This is a genomic window from Brucella sp., assembly GCF_032066345.1.
Taxonomy (GTDB): domain Bacteria; phylum Pseudomonadota; class Alphaproteobacteria; order Rhizobiales; family Rhizobiaceae; genus Brucella; species Brucella pseudogrignonensis.
Genome location: NZ_DAMBKZ010000002.1, coordinates 142,020 through 163,319, shown reverse-complemented (window position 1 = coordinate 163,319; position 21,300 = coordinate 142,020). Strand labels below are relative to the sequence as shown.

Below are 21,300 nucleotides of genomic sequence, written 5' to 3'. Positions count from 1 at the left end.
TAATAAGCCCGGAATGAAAGAAAAGCCGGAATGCTTTTGGCAATTCCGGCTTTCAGCTCTTCAGAGCGGTTCCAGTTGATATTGAATCGTTGGAACCGCTCTATTTTTTTGTTTTTACGCATTGTCCTTATGCAAAACCGCTTCGCACTTTTGCTGGAAATGCTTTAACCGCTGATACGCTCAACATTCGCACCGCAACGCGAGAGCTTCTCTTCCAGACGCTCAAAGCCGCGATCAAGGTGATAGACGCGGTTGACGATGGTTTCGCCTTCTGCAGCAAGGCCCGCGATAACAAGTGAAACAGATGCACGCAGATCGGTAGCCATAACCTGTGCGCCCTTGAGGCGTTCCACGCCTTCAACAGTTGCAGTTTGGCCGGAAAGCGAAATCTTCGCACCAAGACGTGCCAGTTCCTGAACATGCATGAAACGGTTTTCGAAAATCGTTTCAGTAATGCGCGAGGTGCCCTTTGCTTTTGTCATCAGGCCCATGAACTGAGCCTGAAGATCTGTCGGGAAGCCAGGGAATGGATCGGTGGTCACATCAACCGGGTGAATGCCGTGTCCATTACGAACAACACGCAGACCGCTATTGGTTTCGGTGATTTCGGCACCAGCCTGACGCAGCGTGTCGAGTGCTGCGGTCAGCTGGCTTGCTTCTGCACCTTCGAGCAGCACATCGCCGCCGGTCATCGCAACAACCATGGCATAGGTGCCGGTTTCGATACGGTCAGGGATGACGCGAACGCGTGCGCCAGAAAGGCTGGTCACGCCCTGAACATGGATCGTTTCGGTGCCTGCACCGGTGATTTTTGCACCCATGGCGTTGAGGCAGTCCGCCAGATTGACCACTTCCGGTTCACGCGCAGGATTTTCAATAATCGTTTCGCCCTTGGCAAGCACGGCTGCCATCAGCATGACGTGGGTTGCGCCGACCGAAACCTTCGGGAAGCGATAGCGTGCGCCGATAAGGCCGCCCTGTGGGGCGCGCGCCTTGGCATAACCGTTTTCGATGTCGATCTGAGCACCGAGCGCCTGAAGGCATTCAAGAAGGAGGTCAACCGGACGCGTGCCGATGGCGCAACCGCCTGGCAGAGAAACGGTTGCTTCGCCCATACGCGCCAGAAGTGGCCCGATGACCCAGAAGCTCGCGCGCATCTTGGAAACCAGCTCATAAGGAGCAACGGTATCGACAATATTGCGGGCTGTGAAATGGATGGTCCGCGAGTAAGCGCCGTTCTGATGTTCACGGCGGCCGTTTACCGAATAATCGACACCATGATTGGAAAGAATGCGGATCAGCTGCTCGACATCGGCGAGGTGCGGCACGTTTTCAAGTGTCAGCGTATCGTCGGTGAGGAGGGAGGCGATCATCAGAGGCAGCGCTGCATTTTTCGCGCCAGAGATAGGAATGACGCCATTGAGCTTGTTGCCGCCGACGATTTTGATGCGATCCATGCTGTTTCACCTTTTGGGCCGAAGCTATTGCCCGGCAATCGATATTTGCAAGTGCCGCGACTCTGAGGCCCGCGGTGCTGCTGTATGAAATGACTGTTCTTACGGCGGAATTACGTCGGTCACGAATCATAGTCGTGCGGCAACGCCAGCAAGATTGAATTGCGCTTTTACCGCAGCTGCTCCCTATCTTCAAGGAAGGCTTTGCCGGCTGCGTTTTCGTTCCGCCTGATATGCTAATCTGGAAAATTGAATCGCACGTTAATCTGTGTCGTCTTTGCCAGCGGTAATACCGGTATTGCGTTCATCGGCATCGCCGGAACGACGCGAACGGGTTTGCGCTTTGCGACGCATCAGATTCGCACGAAGCTCCTCTGCAAGCCGCTTTTTGCGCCTGTCCGCCTGATTTTTCTTCTCGTCGTGGGTGTTATCTTCGCTCATGAGGGGTGTTTACTACGGCAAAATGCGCGGGAAAAGCGCCTTCTGTGGCGGTTGACAAGGGATTTCCACATTATGTGAAAATAATTGCGATTGGTTGCTTGCGATTTGCGTAATGATATGTCAGAAGTCCGCCGCGTTCAAGAGAATGCTGCGGTAGCTCAGTGGTAGAGCACTCCATTGGTAATGGAGAGGTCGAGAGTTCAATCCTCTCTCGCAGCACCAGTCTTCTTCCCAAAATGGGAACAAAAACGCGTCTCCCCACACACAAAAATCAAACTAAAACTTGGCGATCTGATGCGTTCATTCGCGCATTGCTGCAAACGCATTCGAGCGCGTTACACACGAACTTTCTCGCGCAAAGAACTGCGGCATCTCAAATGTCGGGTTGTTTTGGGATAAGCGGACCAAAGCCGCAAATCATTGAAATTAAACAGAAAGCCTGTTGGCTAACTGTTACAATTTCTATCTTATTTTCTTTGAAGAAGAATGGCGCACCCGAAAGGATTCGAACCTCTGACCCCCAGATTCGTAGTCTGGTGCTCTATCCAGCTGAGCTACGGGTGCTTGCCTGTGCCGCGTCTGCTGCGGCGATGGGCGGTTGATAATCGGACAGATTGCTAAATGCAAGCGTCTTCTGAGAAAAAAATGAAGTTCTGTGAAGTTTTCTTGTCAAAGCCCGGATTTCCGGGCTTTTCCTCTGTGTATTAGAGCGTGGAAAACTAACTCATAGCGGGAAAAGCCCGCGTTGCACTCGTATGAAGGCAGTCATGAGCAGGAATCACATGCTGCAACATTCTGATTTCACGCACATTTTTTTGGCTGCGCTGTAAAAAATCAGGCGACTTCGCTCTCAGATCGGCTGCTTCGTCTGTCATTCCAGTTTGGAAGGTCGGGAAGGCGAATCTCGAAATGTGCACCGATCGGACGATCTTCGCGCAATTCGATCGTGCCACCATGCGCACGAACCAGTTCCTGCGCGATTGCCAGGCCAAGACCCGTGCCGTCGCTGCGTGTTGAACCCTTGAAGGCGGTAAAGAGATTGTCGCGCGCCTTTTGCGGCAGGCCGGGGCCGGTATCTTCCACGCCGATGATTGTCGTGGTTCCGATTCTGCCTGCAGAAAGGGTGAGGCGCTTTACGGTGGACACATCGCTGCGCTGGTCGCGCTCCATTGCCTGCACCGAATTCCGGCACAGATTATGAAGCACACGGAAGAGCTGCTCGGAATCGACATTCAGTTCGAAATCACCCGGAATGAGGTTTTCGAACTCGATGCCGCTCTCCTTGTTGAGATTAAGTGTTTCCTGCACATCGAGAATGACAGTGGCAAGCTGTACGCGGCGCGGCGCAGGCGGTGCTTCCTGCGAGCGGCCATAAGCCATCACGCTCTCTGAATAGTTGATGGCGCGGCTCAGCGTGTGAATGAGCTTCGGCGCAAAGCGCTGCACCATCGGGTCTCTGGTATCAGCAAGACGGTCCGACATGAGCTGTGCGGAGGCCAGAATGTTGCGCATGTCATGATTGATCTTGGAAACAGCAAGACCGAGATCGGCCAGATGTTTCTGCTCTTTCAGGGTACGCTGCAGATCACTTTGAATATGCGCGATCTGCCTTTGTGCAATGCCGAACTCATCCTTGCGGTTTTCGGGCACAAGGATTCGCGTCGGATTGTCAGGCGCCGATGCAAAATCGATCATATTGCGATGCATCAGACGGACGGGACGCAGCAGCATCTCATGGATGATGAGATAGATGAGGCTCGCGGCAATGACCGAGATAAGAAGCGAGATGATTGCAACATTGGTTGCATAACTCAGCATGGCATGGCGAAGCGGCGCATCGGAAGTGACGATTTCGATGATGCGTCCTGGATTAGCGGATGGCGGGTTTGAGCCATAAATGCGCAAAGTGCGATTACCACCGTTAAAGAGCGTTCCAAACGCGTCCCAGATCGCTGCAGCTTCACTTATATTATTGAGATCGACCACCTGATCGATATTGCCGGGCATTTCACTCATTGCCAGAAGATGCGATGCGCCCGCTTCACGCAACGCAATTGCCTTGGTGCCGGTCGCAAGCAGCACCTTATCCTGCACTTCGCGCGGAATATTGATGTTGCCGCTGGCAATCAGCACTTCGCTGACAGCATCCACCGTATCAAGGCGCGAACTCATCCAGCGTACGCGCATATTCGCGATGGATGGAACAAAGATCAGCACTTCTGCAATGAGAACGGCAAGTGCGGTGAGAATGAGAAGCTTGCTCGAAAGCCGGTTACGCCAGCGCAGACGCGTAAAATGGATCGGTGAGGTCTTGTCATCCTGTGGTGAAGCCATAGTTGGTGAATGTGTGGCCGCATCCGCGACGACACCAGCCGTATCCATGGTCTTTTCAACAGCCGCCATACGTTAAATCCAAATTGACAGGCTGTCTGGCTGCAATGCGGCCGTGCCCAATCTCAGTAAGCTCACACAATGCGATACATATAAATGTCGTCTTCTATATATGGAGGCGCAAGTTAATTCCAACGGCCTTTGTCTAAATTGATTGAAAGAAGTTGGCCGCAAGCATTACCGAAATTTAACTCGACGTGCTGAATCGGTCTGTGCAAACTCGCAAATGGGAAAATCCGTGACGCTTCGATTGTTGCAATTCCGATGCAACCTATTGGGGCGATCATTATTTTGATACTGTTTGCTGCATATCCTGCGCCCAACCTGAATATGAATGATTTGAATGAGAGGCGCGTTGCCTAAGCGACAATGCCTTGCCGGAGAGTTGAATGAAGTCTTGGAAGCAGATTGTTCTGTGCCTGCTTATCATTATTGCCGCCGGTGGCGGCTGGTACATATATAAAAACAAAGACTCTTCGACACAGACGGCTTCGGGTGAAGCCTCTGGGCAGCAGAAGCATGGTGCGCAATCGGGTGGATCTTCCGGTCGTGCAGCTCCGCTGGTCGTGGTTGAGCCAGCAGGCGAAGAGACAATCAACAATCGTCTGACGGCCATCGGTTCAGCCCGCGCTCTCAGCACGGTTTCTGTCACACCTTATTCGAGCGGCTATATGAATGAGCTGCTCGTTAAGGCTGGCGATGCCATCAAGGCAGGTGATCCGATTGCGATCCTCGACAATGAGACCGAGACGATTGCAGTCAATAAAGCGCAGATCGCACTGAAAGATGCTGAAACCACCCGTCAGCGTATTGCACGGCTGCGCTCCACAAATACCGCAACCGTCGTACAGGAAGTTGAAGCCGATCTGGCCCTGTCCAATGCCAAGCTCGCTCTTGATGATGCGCAGCTTGCGTTGAGCCGCCGTACCGTGCGCGCACCAATTACCGGTATTGTCGGTATTCTCCCGGTAAACGCCGGCAACTATGTCACTGCACAGACATCCATTGCCCGAATTGATGACCGCTCCAAAGTGTTGATCGACATCTGGGTGCCTGAGCGCTTTGCCCCGCAAATCAAGGTCGGCCAGCCGCTTACTGCAGAGTCTACCGCTTTTCCGGGCGTAACGGATAAGGGCGAAATCAACGCTGTCGACAACATGCTTGATGAGGCAAGCCGAACGCTGCATGTGCGCGCCGAAATCAACAATGAACAGGATCGCTTGCGTGCGGGCATGTCATTCTCGGTCACAGTTCTTTTCCCGGGCAACAGTTATCCTTCTGTTGATCCGCTGGCCATTCAGTGGGGCGCAGATGGCTCTTATGTCTGGCGCGTTGAAGAAGGTGTTGCAAAGAAAGTATCCGCGCGCATCGTGCAGCGTAACTCGACCAATATCCTGATCGATGGCGCCGTTAAGGAAGGCGACATGATCGTTACGCAGGGCGTGCAAACCGTACGCGATGATGCGCCGGTGCGTCTGCAGGACGAGCAGGGGACAGCCCGCATTGATCCCGCCGCCAAAAGCCGCGTCGCAGGGTGAGGATAAAGCGTGAGCAATCCTAATTCGAAATCCGGAAACAATGGCGGATCGACGGCGCTTTTCATCCGCCGTCCGGTCTTTGCCTTCGTCATCAACGTTCTGATCATTGTCGCGGGTATGGCGGCCTTCACTGGCGTCGATATTCGTGAATTGCCCGATGTGGATCGTCCTGTCGTTACCATCAGCACCGATTTTAGTGGTGCTTCGGCGGAAACGATCGACCGACAGCTCACGCAGGTTCTCGAAAACGCGGTCGCCCGCGTATCGGGCGTTAAAACGATTTCTTCTTCTTCGTCTTTCGAGCGCAGCCGTGTCACAGTCGAGTTCAACGACGGTGTTGATCTCAATGTCGCTGCCGCCGACATGCGCGACGCGATTTCGCGTGTTGCCAACGACGTGCCAGAAGAAGCCGATCCGTCCCGCATCATCAAAGCCGACTCCAATGCTGATCCGGTAATGCGCCTCGCTGTCACCTCCGACACGATGGCCGTCGACGATATGACGGTACTGGTGGAAGATCAGATCCAGGATGTCCTTTCAGCTGTTCCTGGCGTGGCCGATGTGCAGATCAATGGTGATCGCGACAAGATTTTCCGCATTGATATCAATCAGGCGCGCCTTGCAAGCTACGGCCTGACCATTGCGGATCTTTCCAGCGCACTGTCTTCCATGGGGCTTGATGCGCCTGCAGGCTCGCTGCGCAGTTCAGATCAGTCAATTGTGGTTCGTGCAACGGCCAATCTTGAACGGCCGGAGGATTTTGAAAACGTCTATATCAAAGGCCGCACCCAGATACGCGATGTGGCGACAGTAACGCTTGGTCCGGATGTGGAAAGCTCCGCTGTTCGTTCCAACGGGAAGACAGCAATCGGCCTGGGTATCGTGCGTCAGGCACAGTCGAATACGCTCGATATTTCCGAAGGCGTTCGTGCCGCTGTTGCAAATTTGAAGAAGACCTTGCCACCGGGTGTGGACGTGACCGTCACCAGTGACGATGCCAGCTTCATCAATGGCGCTATCCATGAGGTCGAAATCGCGCTGATTGCTTCGGTCATTATCGTGGTCGTGATTATTTTCATGTTTCTGTGGGATATCCGCGCAACGCTTATCCCCGCTCTGGCCATGCCGGTCGCCCTTATCGGTACGATTGCCGCGATTTATCTGACGGGTTTCTCGGTCAATATTCTCACGCTGCTTGCGCTGGTGCTCGCCACAGGCCTTGTGGTGGATGACGCGATTGTCGTGCTCGAAAATATTGTCCGACGACGCAATCAGGGCATGGGGCCGCGTGCAGCAGCTGTGCTTGGCACGCAGGAAGTGTTCTTTGCGGTTATCGCGACGACATTGACGCTCGTTGCCGTTTTCGTGCCGATTTCCTTCCTGCCGGGGCAGGCGGGTGGTCTCTTCCGAGAATTTGGTTTCGTGCTGGCGATTGCAATTCTGTTGTCATCGATTGTGGCACTGACGCTCTGTCCGATGCTTGCATCGCGCTTCCTCAAGGAAGGTGCGGAGACTACTGAAGGCGGTGGTCACGGCCCGAAGTTCCTGCGCCGCATTGGCAGCGGTTTGGCGAATTTCTATCGCCGGAGCCTCCATGCCTGTCTTTCGGCTCCATATATCGTGGTGCTGGTGGCGGTGCTCTTCGCTGGCGCATCCTATGTCGGTTTCGGTATGCTCAGACAGGAACTGACGCCGACCGAAGATCGTGCTGTAGCGCTTCTTCGCATCAACGGCCCGCAAGGCATCAGCGTAGAATATCTTCAGTCGCAGCTCGACAGAATCGAAGCCGCTATCCAGCCTTTGCGCGATAGCGGTGAGATCCAGACGACTTACGCAATTGCCGGTTCTGGTGGTTCTTCAAACAACGGCTTTGTCGTGCTGACACTTGCACCTTGGAAAGAACGCAGCCGCACGCAGCAGGAAATCATGGCTGACATCACCGCGCGCGTAAGCGGGATTACAGCGGTCCGCATTTTCACTGCTCAGCCGAATAGCCTTGGCATTCGCGGTGCAGGTAACGGCTTGCAGTTTGCCGTTCTTGGCAGTGATTACGCCAAGCTTCGTCCAGCGACTGATGCGATAGTTGCAGCGCTCGAAAAAGATCCGCGTTTTGTGCAGCCGCGCCTATCAGTTGAACCAACGCAACCGCAGCTTTCCGTCGAAATCAACCGCGAACGCGCGTCCGATCTCGGCATCGATATTACCGGTCTTGCCAATGCAGTTCAGTCGGTTCTTGATGGCCGTAAGATCGGCTCGGTTTACGTGGGCGACAGAAGCTTCGACGTGAAGCTTGTTTCGACCACCAATCCGATCAACGATCCGACCGATCTTGAAAACGTCTTCCTCAAGACGACTGACGGTCGCTATGTGCCGATGTCTTCGATTGCAACTGTCGTTGAAAAGGCTGTTCCGCCGCAGTTGAACCGTGAAGAGCGCCTGCGCTCGGTTGCAATCACGACCGACCTTCGCAGCGACTTTGCCTTGGGCGATGCCTATGCTGCAGCGTTGCAAATTGCTGCACCGCTTCTGCCGCCCGGCGCGCATATCATTCCATTGGCAGAAGCCTCGACATTGAGCGAAACCTCAACGGGTATTGCACTCGTCTTCGGCTTTGCGATCATCATTATCATGCTGGTGCTTGCAGCTCAGTTTGAAAGCTTCATCAGTGCGCTGATCGTTATGGCGACGGTGCCTTTGGGCCTCGGCTGTGCTGTGTTTGCGATGATCCTCACCGGCACAAGCCTTAACGTCTATAGCCAGATCGGGCTTGTGCTACTGGTCGGCATCATGGCCAAGAACGGTATTCTGATCGTCGAATTTGCCGATCAGTTGCGCGATAAGGGCATGAATGTTCGTCAGGCCATCGAAGAAGCAGCCAATATCCGGCTGCGCCCGGTCTGTATGACGATGATCTGTTCGGTTCTGGGTGGTGTGCCGCTTGTATTGGCAAGCGGCGCGGGTGCAGAAGCGCGTGTCGCACTCGGCTGGGTTATCGTTGGCGGTCTTGGCCTTGCAACGATTGCCACGCTTTTCGTGACGCCGGTTGCCTATCTTCTGCTCGGACGCTTCACCAAACCAAAGGTTGAAGAAGAAGCACGGCTTGAACGCGAGCTGGTCAGGGCGGTCGCTTTGGAAGAGAAGCTGAAATAAAGCACATCCCGAAAAGTGGGAACCGGTTTTCGGAACGAGATGTGCGGAAAAGGAATAGAGTATTTCTGGATAGAAATACCCGTTAAAAGCCCGGTCGTGAGACCGGGCTTTTCAGAGCAGAATTCCTTAAACTTGGATCAGTTTAAGGTAAAATTATGCTCTGGATTTAAAGAGACAGAGCGACCTTTGGGCGTCCAATAGGACGCCCAGCGCTCTAATTGCCTTGTTTACTTCTTCATCGCGTCCGTTACCTTTGCGGACCATGCACCTTCCGGCTTCTTGGTAATGACAGGATCAGAGCCGCCACCAAGCAGCGTTTCGACGGTGCGGTCGGCAGCAGCTACATCAAGTGTGCCGTCAGAACCGTCAATCAGCTTGGCGATTTCCTTCACCATGCGCTCCTGAACTTCCTGTGTTTGCGCACCGGATGAGTCGTTTTCGAGAATGATCTCGGCTGCTTCATCAGGATGTTCTGACGCATATTGCCAACCCTTCATCGAAGCGCGGACAAAGCGGGCAAGCTTGTCGACCATTGCAGGGTCTTCAAGGCTCTTATCGAGCACGTAAAGCCCGTCTTCAAGCGTGGCTACGCCCTGTTCTTCATAGGGGAATACGACGAGCTGATCCGCCGGAATACCGGCATCAATCACCTGCCAATATTCATTATAGGTCATGGTGGAAATGCAGTCGGCCTGCTTCTGGATCAGTGGATCCACGTTAAAGCCCTGCTTGAGCACGGTCACGCCGTCCTTGCCGCCTTCGGTCGGGATTTTCAGATGGCTCATCCACGACAAGAATGGATACTCATTGCCGCCGAACCAGACGCCAAGCGTGCGGCCCTTGAAGTCTTCCGGCTTGGTTATGTTGGTGTCTTTGCGGCAGGTCAGCATCATGCCGGATTTCTTGAATGGCTGCGCGATGTTGACGAGCGGAACACCCTTTTCGCGGGTGGCGAGCGCAGACGGCATCCAGTCCACCACTACGTCAGCACCACCACCGGCGATCACCTGAGGTGGAGCCACATCCGGGCCACCCGGCTTGATTTCAACGTCGAGATTTTCGGCTTCATAAAAGCCTTTGTCCTTGGCAACGTAGTAGCCCGCGAACTGTCCCTGCGTCACCCATTTGAGCTGCAAGGTCAGCTTATCCGCTGCCATTGCCGAGCTGCTCATGAGCGCCAGCGCCAGTCCGGCTGTTCCAAGGCATAAAGAAATTGCCTTTTTCATTTCAGTTCTCCTCTGGTTCTTTTTTTATTGCGCGCATTTTGCCCGAAAACTGGTTTCCACTTTTCGGAATGCGCTTTGGTCCGCCTTATGTTGGCGGATGCCAAATCGTCAGGCTTAAGCCCTCCTGTAAGAAGGGTGCCAGAATGTCATTCTGCGCTCGATCAGCGCGATCAACCCATACGAGAGCGACCCCGCAAGAGCGGCTACAAAGATTTCGGCCCAGACCATGTCCACATTCATGCGCCCGATTTCCGCGGATATGCGGAAGCCCATGCCGACAATCGGCGTGCCGAAAAACTCGGCGACAATCGCGCCGATCAGCGCCAATGTGGAGTTGATCTTGAGCGCATTGAAGATGAAGGGCATGGCCGCTGGCAGGCGCAGCTTGATGAGCGTCTGCCAGTAGTTCGAACCATAGGTCTGCATCAGATCGCGCTCCATCGAGCCACTTGCCGCAAGTCCCGCAACTGTGTTCACGAGCATCGGGAAGAAGGTCATGATGATGACGACCGCTGCCTTTGACTGCCAGTCGAAGCCAAACCACATCACCATGATGGGAGCCACGCCGACAATCGGAAGGGCAGCAGCAAGATTGCCAAGCGGCAGCAGGCCTTTGCGCAAGAACGGTATGCGATCAGCGATGATCGCCGTAATGAAACCCAGTCCACAGCCCGCGATATAGCCGATGATGACGGCCTTCATGAAGGTTTGCTGGAAGTCGGCCCACAGGATCGGAACCGAACTCGTAATCCGCGCCCATATGACTGACGGGGCTGGCAAGAGCACCTGCGGCACGGCAAACAATCGAACGGTAACTTCCCAAAGGAGAAGCATCGCTATGCCGAAGAGGGCAGGGACGGCAATGTCCAGCAGCTTTTGGGCGTGTGGGTTGCGCGCCTTAAGGCTTGCCACCCAGCCCACAATTGCCCAGGAAACGGCAATCAGCGCGATAATGATTATGACGTTCATCATCATGCAGCTGCCCTTTCTGGTCGCGCACCCATACGTCGGTTGACGATACGTGCGATCAACCCGACAAGTGCCACAAGCAGCCCCGCCATGATGGCTGCTGCGATGAGGGCGGCCCATATCTGAACCGTCTGCCCGTAATAAGAACCCGCCAGCAAACGCGCGCCAAGACCTGCGACCGCTCCGGTTGGCAACTCGCCGACGATAGCCCCCACCAGACTGATAGCGACTGCAATCTGCATCGATGTGAACAGGAACGGCATAGCCGCAGGCCAGCGTAGTTTCCAGAACAACTGATTGCGCGATGCATTGTAAGTCCGCATCAGATCAAGATGCATCATATCTGGTGAGCGCAGGCCTTTGACCATGCCCACCGCAACGGGGAAGAAGGAAAGATAGGTCGATATGATGGCCTTTGGCAGCAGGCCCGAAATACCAATCGCATTCAGCACCACAATAATCATCGGTGCGATGGCGAGGATGGGGATTGTCTGCGACGTGATGATCCACGGCATCAGGCTTTTGTCCAGCGTGCGCGAATGCACAATACCGACCGCGAGCAACACACCAAGCGCCGATCCCAGCACAAAACCGAGCAATGTCGATGAGAGCGTCACCCAGCCATGATAGACAAGGCTGCGCTTGGAGCTTGGTTTCACGTCAAAGACGGTTTTCCAGATTTCTTCTGCGACCTGATGTGGCGCAGGCAGGACCGGGCGATCCTGATGCATCGTATTGGCAACGATTGTCGAGAATGCAATCTCGGTTCCGGCGCGCTCTGCCTGATCGCGCTCAAACGGTGCGTTGAGGAACACGGCCAGCGCATACCATAGCCCAATGATGATGAGCAGAACGGTCGTTACCGGAATAAATTTGTCGCGAAAAAAGGCTGTCATTGCCGCCCCCCTTCACCCGATTGTTGCCCGCGCTGTTTAGTCGTGCCCCATGATTTAATCATGCCCCCCGATTTAATCATGGATATGCCCCAGCCTCAGGCCTTCGCGCACACGATGGGCGATTTTGAGAAACGCTTCCGATTCACGAATATCCAGTGTTCGATCCGGCCCCAGATCGCAGTCGATGATTTCATGAATGCGGCCCGGGCGCGGGCTCATCACGACGATCTTGGTCGAAAGAAAAACGGCTTCCGGGATCGAGTGGGTTACAAAGATGACAGTCTTCTGCGTTGCGGCCCAGAGCTTGAGAAGCTGTTCGTTGAGGTGATCGCGAACGATCTCGTCCAGTGCGCCGAACGGCTCGTCCATCAGCAGCATATCCGGATCGAATGACAGCGCACGGGCAATCGATGCCCGCTGCTGCATTCCACCGGAAAGCTGCCACGGAAACTTCTTGCCGAAGCCCGAAAGGTTCACCAGTGCAAGGTTCTTTTCGATCCGCGCTTTGCGATCGGCCGCGCTATATCCCATCACTTCCAGCGGCAGGCTGATATTGTCTTCAATGGTGCGCCACGGAAATAGTGCCGCCGCCTGAAAGACATAGCCGTAAGAGCGATCAAGCCGCGCCTGTTCAGGCGTCTTGCCGTTAACGGTTACAGAGCCGGATGTGGGCTGTTCAAGATCAGCCACCACACGCATCAAGGTGGTTTTGCCGCAACCAGACGGACCAATGAAAGAAACAAACTCGCCACGATGAATGGCGAGATTGATGTCGGACAGGGCATGAACCGGACCGTCATTGGTTTCAAACACCAGCGACAGGTCTTTAATGTCGATGACTGTCTCAGCAGTCTTCAGGCCCCTTTCCGGGGCAACGCTGTTTTCTGAATTCATGCGCATTTCCCGAAATTGAGCCAGAGCCATGGTTCAGACCCCTATCGGCATATGTTCGGCGCTGCGTTCCACCTTGCGGGGTGCGACGATTTCTTTCCACTGCGACAGGGCCCGGTTGACCGCGCCGTTAGGCTCGCGTTCAATGAAACGTCCATCACCCGGCTGCGCCGTCACATGCCCCTTGTCGAAAGCAAGACGACCGCGCGAGAATGTCTTGACCGGCAGGCCTTTCAGCTCAAAACCTTCAAAGACATTGTAATCAATGGAAGAATGCTGCGTCTTGGCGGAGACCTTCTTGGTCGCCTCCGGGTCCCAGATGATGATATCGGCATCAGCACCCGGCAGGATCGCACCCTTTCGCGGATAGATGTTGAGGATCTTCGCAATATTGGTTGAGGTGACCGCCACGAACTCATTGGGCGTGAGACGACCAGTGCGGACACCACGCGTCCAGAGCACGGGCAGCCGTTCTTCAAGCCCGCCGGTGCCGTTCGGGATTTTGGTGAAATTGCCGATGCCATGGCGCTTTTGTTCGGACGTGAAGGCGCAATGATCGGTTGCAACACATTGCAGACTGCCAGCAGCTAAGCCTGCCCAGAGACTATCCTGATTGACTTTGTCGCGGAATGGCGGCGACATCACGCGGCGCGCAGCATAATCCCAATCGCGATTGTGATATTCACTTTCATCGAGCGTCAAATGCTGGATCAGTGGCTCACCATAAACGCGCATCCCTTTCTGGCGTGCGCGGCGGATTGCTTCATGCGCCTGCTCGCAGGATGTGTGCACCACATAAAGCGGCACACCGGCCTGATCGGCAATCATGATGGCGCGGTTGGTGGCTTCGCCTTCCACTTCCGGCGGGCGTGAATAGGCGTGCGCCTCCGGTCCGTCATTGCCAGCGGCCAGCAGCTTTGCCTGCAATTGCGCAACGATGTCGCCGTTTTCTGCATGAACAAGCGGCATGGCGCCAAGCTCAGCGCAGCGCTGGAACGATGCGAACATCTCGTCATCATTGACCATCAACGCGCCCTTATAGGCCATGAAGTGCTTAAAGGTGTTGATGCCGCGTTTCACCACTTCCGGCATTTCATTGAAAGCGCGTTCGCTCCAGCCGGTGATCGCCATATGGAAAGAATAGTCGGTGCGGGCCTTGCCTGCCTTCTGGAACCATTCCTGCAACGCGTCGAGCAGATTGCCTTCCGGTCCGGGCAGCACGAAATCCACAACCATCGTCGTGCCGCCAGCAAGAGCTGCGGCGGTGCCGGTATCGAAATCGTCGGATGAATAGGTGCCCATGAAGGGCATCTGCAAATGCGTATGCGGATCGATGCCGCCGGGCATGATGTAACAGCCAGAAGCATCAATGGTTTCATCGCCGGTCAGATTATCGCCCACGGCAACAATCTTCTCGCCTTCGATGAGAACGTCGGCTTTAAAGGTGCGGTCTGCCGTAATGACGGTGCCGCCTTTGATGACCTTACTTGCCCCAGAACTAACCATGTTCGCGTTCCCCTTTTTGGTTTTGTTTCGAACATTAAGCAGTATTGGATGGGCTGAATGCTAACTCACAATTTCAGCAGTCTCCAATACGGCATGAAGAAGCACATCAGCGCCAGCCGATGCCCATTCTTTGGAAATATCTTCGTCTTCGTTGTGGCTGAGACCATCCACGCATGGACACATGACCATGGCGGTAGGTGCTACACGATTGATCCAGCAGGCGTCGTGACCGGCGCCTGAAACGATGTTGCGATGGCTGTAACCAAGCCGTTCGGCTGCATTGCGAATAGCCGTGACGCAGCCCTCATCGAACGTGACGGGATCGAAATGTCCGGCCACTTCGATTTCAATGCCGATGCCAAGTTCTTCGGCGATTTTTGGCGCTTCAGTTTCAAATCGCACTTTCATTGCATCGAGGGTTTTTTGATCCGGCGAACGGAAATCGACGGTGAAAACGATCTGGCCTGGAAGCACATTGCGTGAGTTTGGCGATACTTCAATATGGCCCACGCCGCCAACAGCATCAGGCTGATGCGACATGGCGATCTCGTTGACGAGTTGCAGCAGCTTGCTCAAACCAAGGCTCGCATTCTTGCGCATCTTCATCGGCGTCGAGCCAGTATGCGCTTCCTTGCCGGTTAATGTTACCTGCAACCACCACAGTCCCTGGCCATGGGTGACAACGCCAATGTCCTTGTTCTCAATTTCAAGGATCGGGCCTTGCTCAATGTGCAGCTCAAACATGGAATGGATTTTGCGCGTGCCCACCGGCTCGTCGCCCTTCCAACCAATACGCTCCAGCTCATCGATGAATTTCTTGCCTTTGGCGTCGGTGCGTTCATAGGCCCAATCCTGCTCATGCACACCGGCGAAAACGCCGGAAGCGAGCATTGCAGGCGCAAAACGCGTGCCTTCTTCATTGGTCCAATTGACCACGACGACAGGGCGCTTTGTCTTGATACTGGTGTCGTTCAATGTGCGCATGACTTCAAGTCCGCCAAGCACACCGAGCACGCCATCATATTTGCCGCCTGTCGGCTGCGTGTCGAGATGGCTCCCCATATAGACCGGATCAGCATCCGCATCTTCGCCGGGGCGAAGAAAGAACATATTGCCCATCGTGTCGACGGTCATCGACAATCCGGCTTTTTCACACCACGACTGGAAAAGCTGGCGGCCTTCGCTGTCTTCATCGGTCAGCGTCTGGCGGTTATTGCCGCCACGAATACCAGGGCCAATTTTGGCCATATCCATCAAGCTGTCCCATAGCCGATCACCATCGACCTTGAGATTGCTGAAACTGGGATTGCTGCTGAGCGTCATATGCTCTGCCTCCACATTTCAAGCATGCATAAGCTGTGGCATTGCTGCCAGCGCTTCGCATGTTATGTTGTTCCCGCGACCCGGCTCTTTGGCCTCAATCTTCTTGCAGTATTTGCAAAAACTTGACTAGTTGGTCAAAATGCAGGCTAGAAGAGCGTTCGACAGCGGTCAAGCGGTTTTAAGAAATTTTGCTTCGTCAGAAGGTGTTAAATGGTCACAGATGCGACAGCTCCCGCCGAAGCAGGTGCAAACGAGAAGGCGGAAGGTGCGACGCGCATTCAGGCGATCAACCGCAGGCTTATTCTGGATGCAGCGCTTGATGTCTTTTCCGCCTATGGCTTTCGCGGTTCGACAGTTGATCAGATCGCCGAAAAGGCAGGGATGTCGAAGCCAAACCTGCTTTATTATTTTCCGCGCAAGCAGAATATCTATGTGACGGTTCTTGAAGAGACACTCACAGAATGGCTTGGCCCGTTTGAGAGCATCAACCCGCAAGGCGATCCGCTTGAGGAGCTGCGAAACTATATCGCGCAGAAGCTTGAGCTTTCGGCCAAACGGCCAGAAGCATCGCGGCTGTTTGCCAATGAAATTCTGCATGGCGCACCGGCAATTACCGAGTTTCTGAAAGGCCATCTGAAAGATCTGGTCGATGAAAAAGCGCGGGTCATTCATCGCTGGATTGAGGAGAAGCGCATTGCGCCGATTGATCCCTATCACCTGATTTTCACGATCTGGGCGGTGACGCAGCATTATTCCGACTTCTCGGTTCAGGTCGCGGCCATACTTGGCAAACGCACGGAAGAACCGGATTTTTACGAGCAGACGGCGCGCTCCATTGCGGCAATCATTCTTGACGGTGTGCGTGTTCGCGACGATGTTTCGTCATCATGAAAACGATTCTTATTGCAGCAGCCATTGTCCGTGATGAAGCGGGCCGTTTCCTCCTCGTGCGCAAGCGCGGCAGCGAGATTTTTTTCCAGCCTGGTGGCAAGATTGATGCAGGCGAAGCGCCTGAAACAGCCCTTATCCGCGAGATCGAAGAAGAGCTTGGCATTCGCATTGACGAAAGCCAGTTAAGCTATGCTGCGAAAATGTCAGCGCCTGCAGCCAACGAACTTGATTCCACAGTTGAAGCCGAGCTGTTTCATCTCACCCTGAAAGAAGGGCAGGTGCCTGCCGCTTCCAGTGAGATTGAAGAACTGATCTGGCTCAAGGCTGGTGATCAAAGCCGCCCTGTTGCCCTGCTTTCGCAGAGCATTCAGGCGCGGTTTTCGGATGCAGTTTAAGCGCTCTCGACGCGATTTCCTTCGCCATCGAACAGATGGAGATGCTGTGCCGGGAAGCTTACCTGAACAGAACCCTGCGCATGAAGCGCATCGCGATCCAGCGTGAAAATCTTGAACGGCAATCCGTGCAGGCTGAGATGCAGGATAATGCCGAAGCCAGTCGGCTCGACCAGATCGACATCAGCCGTCAGGTCTGCTGAATTCTCGATATGCACATGCTCTGGACGAATGCCTAGCGTGGCGTTCGCGCCATCCTTGAGTTTTACCGGCTGCGGCAGTGCGATGAGCGTGCCGTCCTTGAGTTTCAGACGCGGACCACCATCCTTTTCAAGATAGGTAACATCGAGAAAATTCATGGCGGGTGAGCCGATGAAACCTGCCACGAAGAGATTGGCCGGGCGGTCATAAAGCTCCAGTGGAGAGCCGACCTGTTGCACCACACCACCATGCATGGCGACGATACGGTCGGCCAGAGTCATGGCTTCGATCTGGTCATGTGTCACATAGATGGATGTGGCTTTCAGCTCACCATGCAGCTTCTTGATTTCAGCACGCATCTGCTCGCGCAGGCGGGCGTCAAGGTTGGAAAGCGGCTCGTCAAAGAGGAAGGCCTTGGGCTGACGCACAATGGCGCGGCCCATGGCAACACGCTGACGCTGGCCGCCGGAAAGCGCCTTCGGACGGCGTTCCAGCAAAGGATCAAGGCCGAGCTTGGCGGCGGTCGATTTGATGGCGCTTGCAATCTTTTCTTTAGGCGTTTTGCGCAGCCGCATACTGTAGCTCATATTGTCGGCGACACTCATATGCGGGTAGAGCGCATAGGACTGAAACACCATCGCAATATCGCGGTCTTTGGGTGCGAGTTCGTTGACGCGCTTGCCACTGATCTGCACCTGGCCGCCAGTGATGTCTTCAAGGCCAGCAATCATGCGCAGCAATGTGGATTTGCCACAGCCTGACGGGCCGACCAGCACAATGAATTCGCCATCTTTGATCTCAAGATCAACGCCGTGCAGAACAGCATGTTCGCCATAGCTTTTGCGGACTGACTGAATATCGATGGAAGCCATAGAGAAAAATCCTTTCAGCCTTTGACCGCGCCAGCCGTGAGGCCCTGCACGAGATATCGTTGAATGAGGAAGAAGAAGAGACAGGCCGGGATCAGCGCGAGCACGCCCGCTGCCATCATCTGTCCGAAATCGACCGAGAATTTTGAGACGAAGCTCAAAAGCCCGACCGGGAACGTGGCTGAATCATTGCCGGAAATCAGCATCAGCGCGAACAGAAGCTCGCTCCACGCTGCGGTGAAGACAAAGCCTAGCGTTGCTGCAATACCGGGCAGAGTCAGCGGCAGAATGATCTGGCGGAAAGCCATGAACTGCGTTGCGCCGTCGATCTTGGCGGCTTCTTCGAGATCCTTCGGAATGCCGTCGAAGAACGATTGCATCAGGAAGGTGGCAAAAGGCACATTGAATGCCGAATAGACGATGATGAGGCCGATCAGGCTGTTGGTGAGGCCGAGCGGTGCCATGATCTTGTAGATCGGCGCGATCAGCATCACGAGCGGAAACATCTGCGTCAGCAGCATCAGCGCCACAATCCAGTATTTGGCGCGGAAGTTGAAACGTGAAAGCGCATAGCCGGACAGCGAAGCCAGCAGCGTAACAATAATGGCAGTTGAGCCGGACACGATCAGGCTGTTGCGGAAAAACAGCGGAAACGAGCTGTTATTCAACACATGGCTGAAGTGATCGAACGTCATACGCGATGGCCATAGCCGCACGCCTTCGCTGTAAAGCAGATCATTGGGTGTGACGGAAACCTTCACCAGCCAGAAGATCGGAAACAGTGCAAACAGGACGAATAGCAGAATGGCAATGCGATGCGCGCCAACAAGGAGGATTTTACGGTTGGTCATGGCCTCAATCCTTGTTCAGAAGCGTCTGGCGCAACAGCACGATGAGCATCGAATAGACCATCAGCAGCACAAGCAAGACCATCGCAATCGCCGAGGCATAGCCGAAATCAAGCCGTTTGAAGGCCTGCGTGAAAATATAGCTGGCGACGATCTGGGTCCGGTCGGCAGGGCCACCGCCGGTCATCACAACAATCAGGTCGGCACTGTTGGCAATCCAGACGGTGCGCAGCAAAATGGTGATAGCCATGGTTGGCGCAAGGTAAGGAAGCGTGATTGAGAGAAAACGCTGGACGGGGCCAGCGCCATCGATCGCTGCTGCTTCATAAAGATCGCGCGGAATAGCCTGCAAAGCGGCCAGCATGGTGATGGCAAAGAACGGAATACCCCACCACACACCGGCGGTAATGATACCCCACATGGCCAGATTGGGGTCGGACAGAATGTTGTCTGGTGCGCTCAGAATGCCGATTGCATGTAGCCAATGCGGCAGTGGGCCGATAACCGGATTAAAAAGCCATGCAAAGTTAAGACCTGTGAGGAAAGTCGGCACAGCCCATGGCAGGAAGATCAACGCCTGTGCCAGCCCACGTCCGGCGAATGGCTTGTCGAGCAACAGGGCGAGAATAAGCCCGAACACGAATTGCAGCAGCACCGAGCAACCGGTCCACCAGAGTGTATTTTTTAAGGAACGATAGAAAGCCTGATCGGTCGCAAGTTCGCGGAAATGATCAAGCCCCACATAGCCACCCGAAAACGGGTTGAGCAACTGAATGTCGCGAAAGGCATAGGAGACGCCGAGGATCAGCGGAACCAGCATGACGGCGCCGATGAGGATCAGTGCGGGGGCACTGTAGAGATAAGGTTCGGAGGCGTGCGCAAGTCGCTGCAGAAAACTGCGGCGATCCTGCTTTGGCACGTCGTTGGGCACCGGGGCCTTTATGGAAGCGGTGTCGTTCATCATTTTTCCCTTCGCGGGGCTGCATCATTCGCTTTGCAGGCGTGGCTGTTCCACGCCTGCAAGCTGTTCATGTTGCTATTGCTTTGAAAGGTGCTTCTGCTGTGCCTTGGTCAGATATTCTGCCCACTGGTCGGCCAGCTGATCTGGCGTGATGTCGCCGAGAAGCGCTTCCTGCGAGGTCTTGATGACGAGCGAATCCTTGAAGAATGCAAATTCTTCCAGATAGGTCGGCATGACGGTTGGAACGACATTCTTGTCAGCCAGTTCATCGAACCAGCCCTTGAACTGCTCGCCGCTATAGAACGGATCGTTCTGAGCGGATTTGAGAACCGGCAAGGCACCGGTGCGCTTGTTCCATTCGATGTTGCCTTCCGGGCCTTCAAGCATCGAGATCAGCTTCCAGGAGAGGTCCTTGTTCTGGCTGCCGCTCATCATCGACCAGCCGGCAAAGCCGATGGTTGGGAAGGTCTTGCCAGCCGGGCCCTTTGGCATGATGGCAACGCCGAAATCTTCCGGCTTCATGCGTTCGGCAATGGCGATCAGCGCATCCGGGTCTTGGTTGAGGAAGGCGCAGGTGCCGCTATAGAAACCGGCAACGGTTTCGTTGAAGCCCCAGTTGACGCTGTCCTTCGGTGCAAGGCCGTTCTTGTAGAGATCGACCATCCAGGTGATGCCCTTTTTCCAGCCTTCGCTGTTCATGGTCGAGGTGCCGTCTTCGTTGAAGAACTTATTGTCACCGGCCATGGATGCAGCAAAAATCACCCAGCCATTGAGGCCGCCGGGGCCACCACGCATACAGAACCCGGACTTGCCGGGAAGAGCGGCAATCTTCTTGGAGGCTTCGACAAATTCGTCCATCGTCTTCGGTGGCTCGGACACACCAGCCTCAGACAGCAGCTTCTTGTTGTAGAACATGGCGTTCAGATAGAAGCCGTAAGGCAGCGTATAGGCTGTGTTCTTGACGCTGCGGCCAAGTTCAAGCGCGCGCTCGGTCAGGTCTGGTGTGGTTTCCCACTTTTCAAGATATGGCTCGAGGCTTTCCAGCATCCCGTTATTGGCATAGAGCGAAACCCAGGTGTCGGGCATTTCCATGACGTCAGGAATTTCACCAGCCGAAACCATGGTTGCGAATTTCTGGAAGGATTCGCCCCATGGCAGCGAGATGATCTCGACCTTGGTGCCCGGATTGGCTGCCTCAAACTTGGCAACGATGGATTCAAGCGTCTTAGTGCGCTCCGGGCTGGTGATGACTTCAACAAGCTTCAGAGTGGTATCGGCAAGTGCCGTACCGCTCAAAAGCATGGTTGCGAATGCGGCTGCTATTAGTTTTTTCATTGCAGTTCCCCTTATTGC

17 protein-coding genes and 2 tRNA genes are annotated in these 21,300 nt (G+C 54.6%); 5 read left to right on the top strand and 14 right to left on the bottom strand.

The window, feature by feature from the left end; translation table 11 throughout:
- Positions 1 to 164: 164 nt before the first annotated feature.
- Positions 165 to 1,457 carry a UDP-N-acetylglucosamine 1-carboxyvinyltransferase gene (murA, locus tag RT142_RS03290; RefSeq protein WP_007873436.1) on the bottom strand — a complete coding sequence of 431 codons (1,293 nt, stop codon included), beginning with the start codon at positions 1,455 to 1,457 and terminating at the stop codon, positions 165 to 167.
- A 258-nt stretch (positions 1,458 to 1,715) separates the two neighbouring features.
- Positions 1,716 to 1,895 (bottom strand): hypothetical protein, encoded by a 180-nt coding sequence (locus RT142_RS03285; protein ID WP_007873438.1) that lies wholly within the window; start codon positions 1,893 to 1,895, stop codon positions 1,716 to 1,718.
- A gap of 147 nt (positions 1,896 to 2,042) precedes the next feature.
- Between RT142_RS03285 and RT142_RS03280 the strand changes: the two genes are divergently transcribed.
- Positions 2,043 to 2,117 (top strand) — tRNA-Thr (locus RT142_RS03280).
- Between the two features lie 265 nt (positions 2,118 to 2,382).
- Here RT142_RS03280 and RT142_RS03275 read toward each other — a convergent pair.
- Positions 2,383 to 2,459, bottom strand: a tRNA-Arg gene (locus RT142_RS03275).
- A 270-nt stretch (positions 2,460 to 2,729) separates the two neighbouring features.
- Complete coding sequence (locus RT142_RS03270) at positions 2,730 to 4,298, bottom strand: sensor histidine kinase (RefSeq protein WP_007873440.1); 1,569 nt, start codon at positions 4,296 to 4,298, stop codon at positions 2,730 to 2,732.
- Between the two features lie 377 nt (positions 4,299 to 4,675).
- Between RT142_RS03270 and RT142_RS03265 the strand changes: the two genes are divergently transcribed.
- Together RT142_RS03265 and RT142_RS03260 are read left to right on the top strand one after the other, a co-directional pair.
- On the top strand, positions 4,676 to 5,824 hold the full coding sequence (locus RT142_RS03265; protein WP_064320126.1) for an efflux RND transporter periplasmic adaptor subunit: 1,149 nt from the start codon (positions 4,676 to 4,678) through the stop codon (positions 5,822 to 5,824).
- A gap of 9 nt (positions 5,825 to 5,833) precedes the next feature.
- Positions 5,834 to 8,974 carry an efflux RND transporter permease subunit gene (locus RT142_RS03260; protein WP_313027325.1) on the top strand — a complete coding sequence of 1,047 codons (3,141 nt, stop codon included), beginning with the start codon at positions 5,834 to 5,836 and terminating at the stop codon, positions 8,972 to 8,974.
- A gap of 227 nt (positions 8,975 to 9,201) precedes the next feature.
- On the opposite strand, the gene RT142_RS03255 is transcribed toward RT142_RS03260, so the two are convergent.
- The 6 genes from RT142_RS03255 to RT142_RS03230 form a co-directional block, all read right to left on the bottom strand.
- Positions 9,202 to 10,200 carry an ABC transporter substrate-binding protein gene (locus RT142_RS03255; RefSeq protein ID WP_007873445.1) on the bottom strand — a complete coding sequence of 333 codons (999 nt, stop codon included), beginning with the start codon at positions 10,198 to 10,200 and terminating at the stop codon, positions 9,202 to 9,204.
- A 114-nt stretch (positions 10,201 to 10,314) separates the two neighbouring features.
- Positions 10,315 to 11,175, bottom strand: a complete 861-nt coding sequence (locus RT142_RS03250; RefSeq protein ID WP_112804686.1) for an ABC transporter permease — start codon at positions 11,173 to 11,175, stop codon at positions 10,315 to 10,317.
- Complete coding sequence (locus tag RT142_RS03245; protein ID WP_313027320.1) at positions 11,172 to 12,065, bottom strand: ABC transporter permease; 894 nt, start codon at positions 12,063 to 12,065, stop codon at positions 11,172 to 11,174. Before RT142_RS03245 ends, RT142_RS03250 begins: the two co-directional genes overlap by 4 nt.
- 72 nt (positions 12,066 to 12,137) lie before the next feature.
- Entirely contained in the window at positions 12,138 to 12,959 is an 822-nt protein-coding gene (locus RT142_RS03240; RefSeq protein ID WP_112804690.1) for an ABC transporter ATP-binding protein, read from the bottom strand.
- A 33-nt stretch (positions 12,960 to 12,992) separates the two neighbouring features.
- A complete protein-coding gene (gene hydA, locus RT142_RS03235) occupies positions 12,993 to 14,462 on the bottom strand; it encodes a dihydropyrimidinase (protein WP_105518137.1) in 1,470 nt (489 codons plus the stop codon).
- 60 nt (positions 14,463 to 14,522) lie between these two features.
- Positions 14,523 to 15,785, bottom strand: a complete 1,263-nt coding sequence (locus tag RT142_RS03230; RefSeq protein WP_313027315.1) for a Zn-dependent hydrolase — start codon at positions 15,783 to 15,785, stop codon at positions 14,523 to 14,525.
- Positions 15,786 to 15,995: 210 nt separating this feature from the next.
- On the opposite strand from RT142_RS03230, the gene RT142_RS03225 reads away from it, so the two are divergent.
- Positions 15,996 to 16,676, top strand: coding sequence for a TetR family transcriptional regulator C-terminal domain-containing protein (locus RT142_RS03225; RefSeq protein WP_007873454.1), 681 nt, complete (start codon positions 15,996 to 15,998; stop codon positions 16,674 to 16,676).
- Positions 16,673 to 17,071 (top strand): NUDIX hydrolase, encoded by a 399-nt coding sequence (locus RT142_RS03220; RefSeq protein ID WP_112804694.1) that lies wholly within the window; start codon positions 16,673 to 16,675, stop codon positions 17,069 to 17,071. Before RT142_RS03225 ends, RT142_RS03220 begins: the two co-directional genes overlap by 4 nt.
- Here the strand turns inward: RT142_RS03220 and RT142_RS03215 are convergent.
- The 4 genes from RT142_RS03215 to RT142_RS03200 all read right to left on the bottom strand — a co-directional run bounded on the left by RT142_RS03215 (position 17,068) and on the right by RT142_RS03200 (position 21,282).
- Positions 17,068 to 18,141, bottom strand: a complete 1,074-nt coding sequence (locus RT142_RS03215; RefSeq protein WP_112804696.1) for an ABC transporter ATP-binding protein — start codon at positions 18,139 to 18,141, stop codon at positions 17,068 to 17,070. The genes RT142_RS03220 and RT142_RS03215 overlap by 4 nt on opposite strands.
- Positions 18,142 to 18,155: 14 nt before the next feature.
- Entirely contained in the window at positions 18,156 to 18,989 is an 834-nt protein-coding gene (locus RT142_RS03210) for a carbohydrate ABC transporter permease (RefSeq protein WP_007873457.1), read from the bottom strand.
- A gap of 4 nt (positions 18,990 to 18,993) precedes the next feature.
- Positions 18,994 to 19,947: a carbohydrate ABC transporter permease gene (locus tag RT142_RS03205; protein ID WP_064320134.1), complete on the bottom strand. Its 954-nt coding sequence runs from the start codon at positions 19,945 to 19,947 to the stop codon at positions 18,994 to 18,996.
- A 75-nt stretch (positions 19,948 to 20,022) separates the two neighbouring features.
- On the bottom strand, positions 20,023 to 21,282 hold the full coding sequence (locus RT142_RS03200) for an ABC transporter substrate-binding protein (RefSeq protein WP_007873459.1): 1,260 nt from the start codon (positions 21,280 to 21,282) through the stop codon (positions 20,023 to 20,025).
- Positions 21,283 to 21,300 lie beyond the last annotated feature (18 nt).

What these genes read in the sequence shown, in the direction of transcription:
- RT142_RS03225 (WP_007873454.1), top strand. Translation starts at nt 15,996, where the DNA reads ATGGTCACAGATGCGACAGCTCCCGCCGAAGCAGGTGCAAACGAGAAG.
- RT142_RS03230 (WP_313027315.1), bottom strand. Translation starts at nt 15,785, where the DNA reads ATGACGCTCAGCAGCAATCCCAGTTTCAGCAATCTCAAGGTCGATGGT.
- RT142_RS03240 (WP_112804690.1), bottom strand. Translation starts at nt 12,959, where the DNA reads ATGAATTCAGAAAACAGCGTTGCCCCGGAAAGGGGCCTGAAGACTGCT.
- RT142_RS03215 (WP_112804696.1), bottom strand. Translation starts at nt 18,141, where the DNA reads ATGGCTTCCATCGATATTCAGTCAGTCCGCAAAAGCTATGGCGAACAT.
- murA (WP_007873436.1), bottom strand. Translation starts at nt 1,457, where the DNA reads ATGGATCGCATCAAAATCGTCGGCGGCAACAAGCTCAATGGCGTCATT.
- RT142_RS03220 (WP_112804694.1), top strand. Translation starts at nt 16,673, where the DNA reads ATGAAAACGATTCTTATTGCAGCAGCCATTGTCCGTGATGAAGCGGGC.
- RT142_RS03265 (WP_064320126.1), top strand. Translation starts at nt 4,676, where the DNA reads ATGAAGTCTTGGAAGCAGATTGTTCTGTGCCTGCTTATCATTATTGCC.
- RT142_RS03285 (WP_007873438.1), bottom strand. Translation starts at nt 1,895, where the DNA reads ATGAGCGAAGATAACACCCACGACGAGAAGAAAAATCAGGCGGACAGG.
- hydA (WP_105518137.1), bottom strand. Translation starts at nt 14,462, where the DNA reads ATGGTTAGTTCTGGGGCAAGTAAGGTCATCAAAGGCGGCACCGTCATT.
- RT142_RS03250 (WP_112804686.1), bottom strand. Translation starts at nt 11,175, where the DNA reads ATGATGATGAACGTCATAATCATTATCGCGCTGATTGCCGTTTCCTGG.
- RT142_RS03255 (WP_007873445.1), bottom strand. Translation starts at nt 10,200, where the DNA reads ATGAAAAAGGCAATTTCTTTATGCCTTGGAACAGCCGGACTGGCGCTG.
- RT142_RS03270 (WP_007873440.1), bottom strand. Translation starts at nt 4,298, where the DNA reads ATGGCGGCTGTTGAAAAGACCATGGATACGGCTGGTGTCGTCGCGGAT.
- RT142_RS03205 (WP_064320134.1), bottom strand. Translation starts at nt 19,947, where the DNA reads ATGAACGACACCGCTTCCATAAAGGCCCCGGTGCCCAACGACGTGCCA.
- RT142_RS03210 (WP_007873457.1), bottom strand. Translation starts at nt 18,989, where the DNA reads ATGACCAACCGTAAAATCCTCCTTGTTGGCGCGCATCGCATTGCCATT.
- RT142_RS03200 (WP_007873459.1), bottom strand. Translation starts at nt 21,282, where the DNA reads ATGAAAAAACTAATAGCAGCCGCATTCGCAACCATGCTTTTGAGCGGT.
- RT142_RS03245 (WP_313027320.1), bottom strand. Translation starts at nt 12,065, where the DNA reads ATGACAGCCTTTTTTCGCGACAAATTTATTCCGGTAACGACCGTTCTG.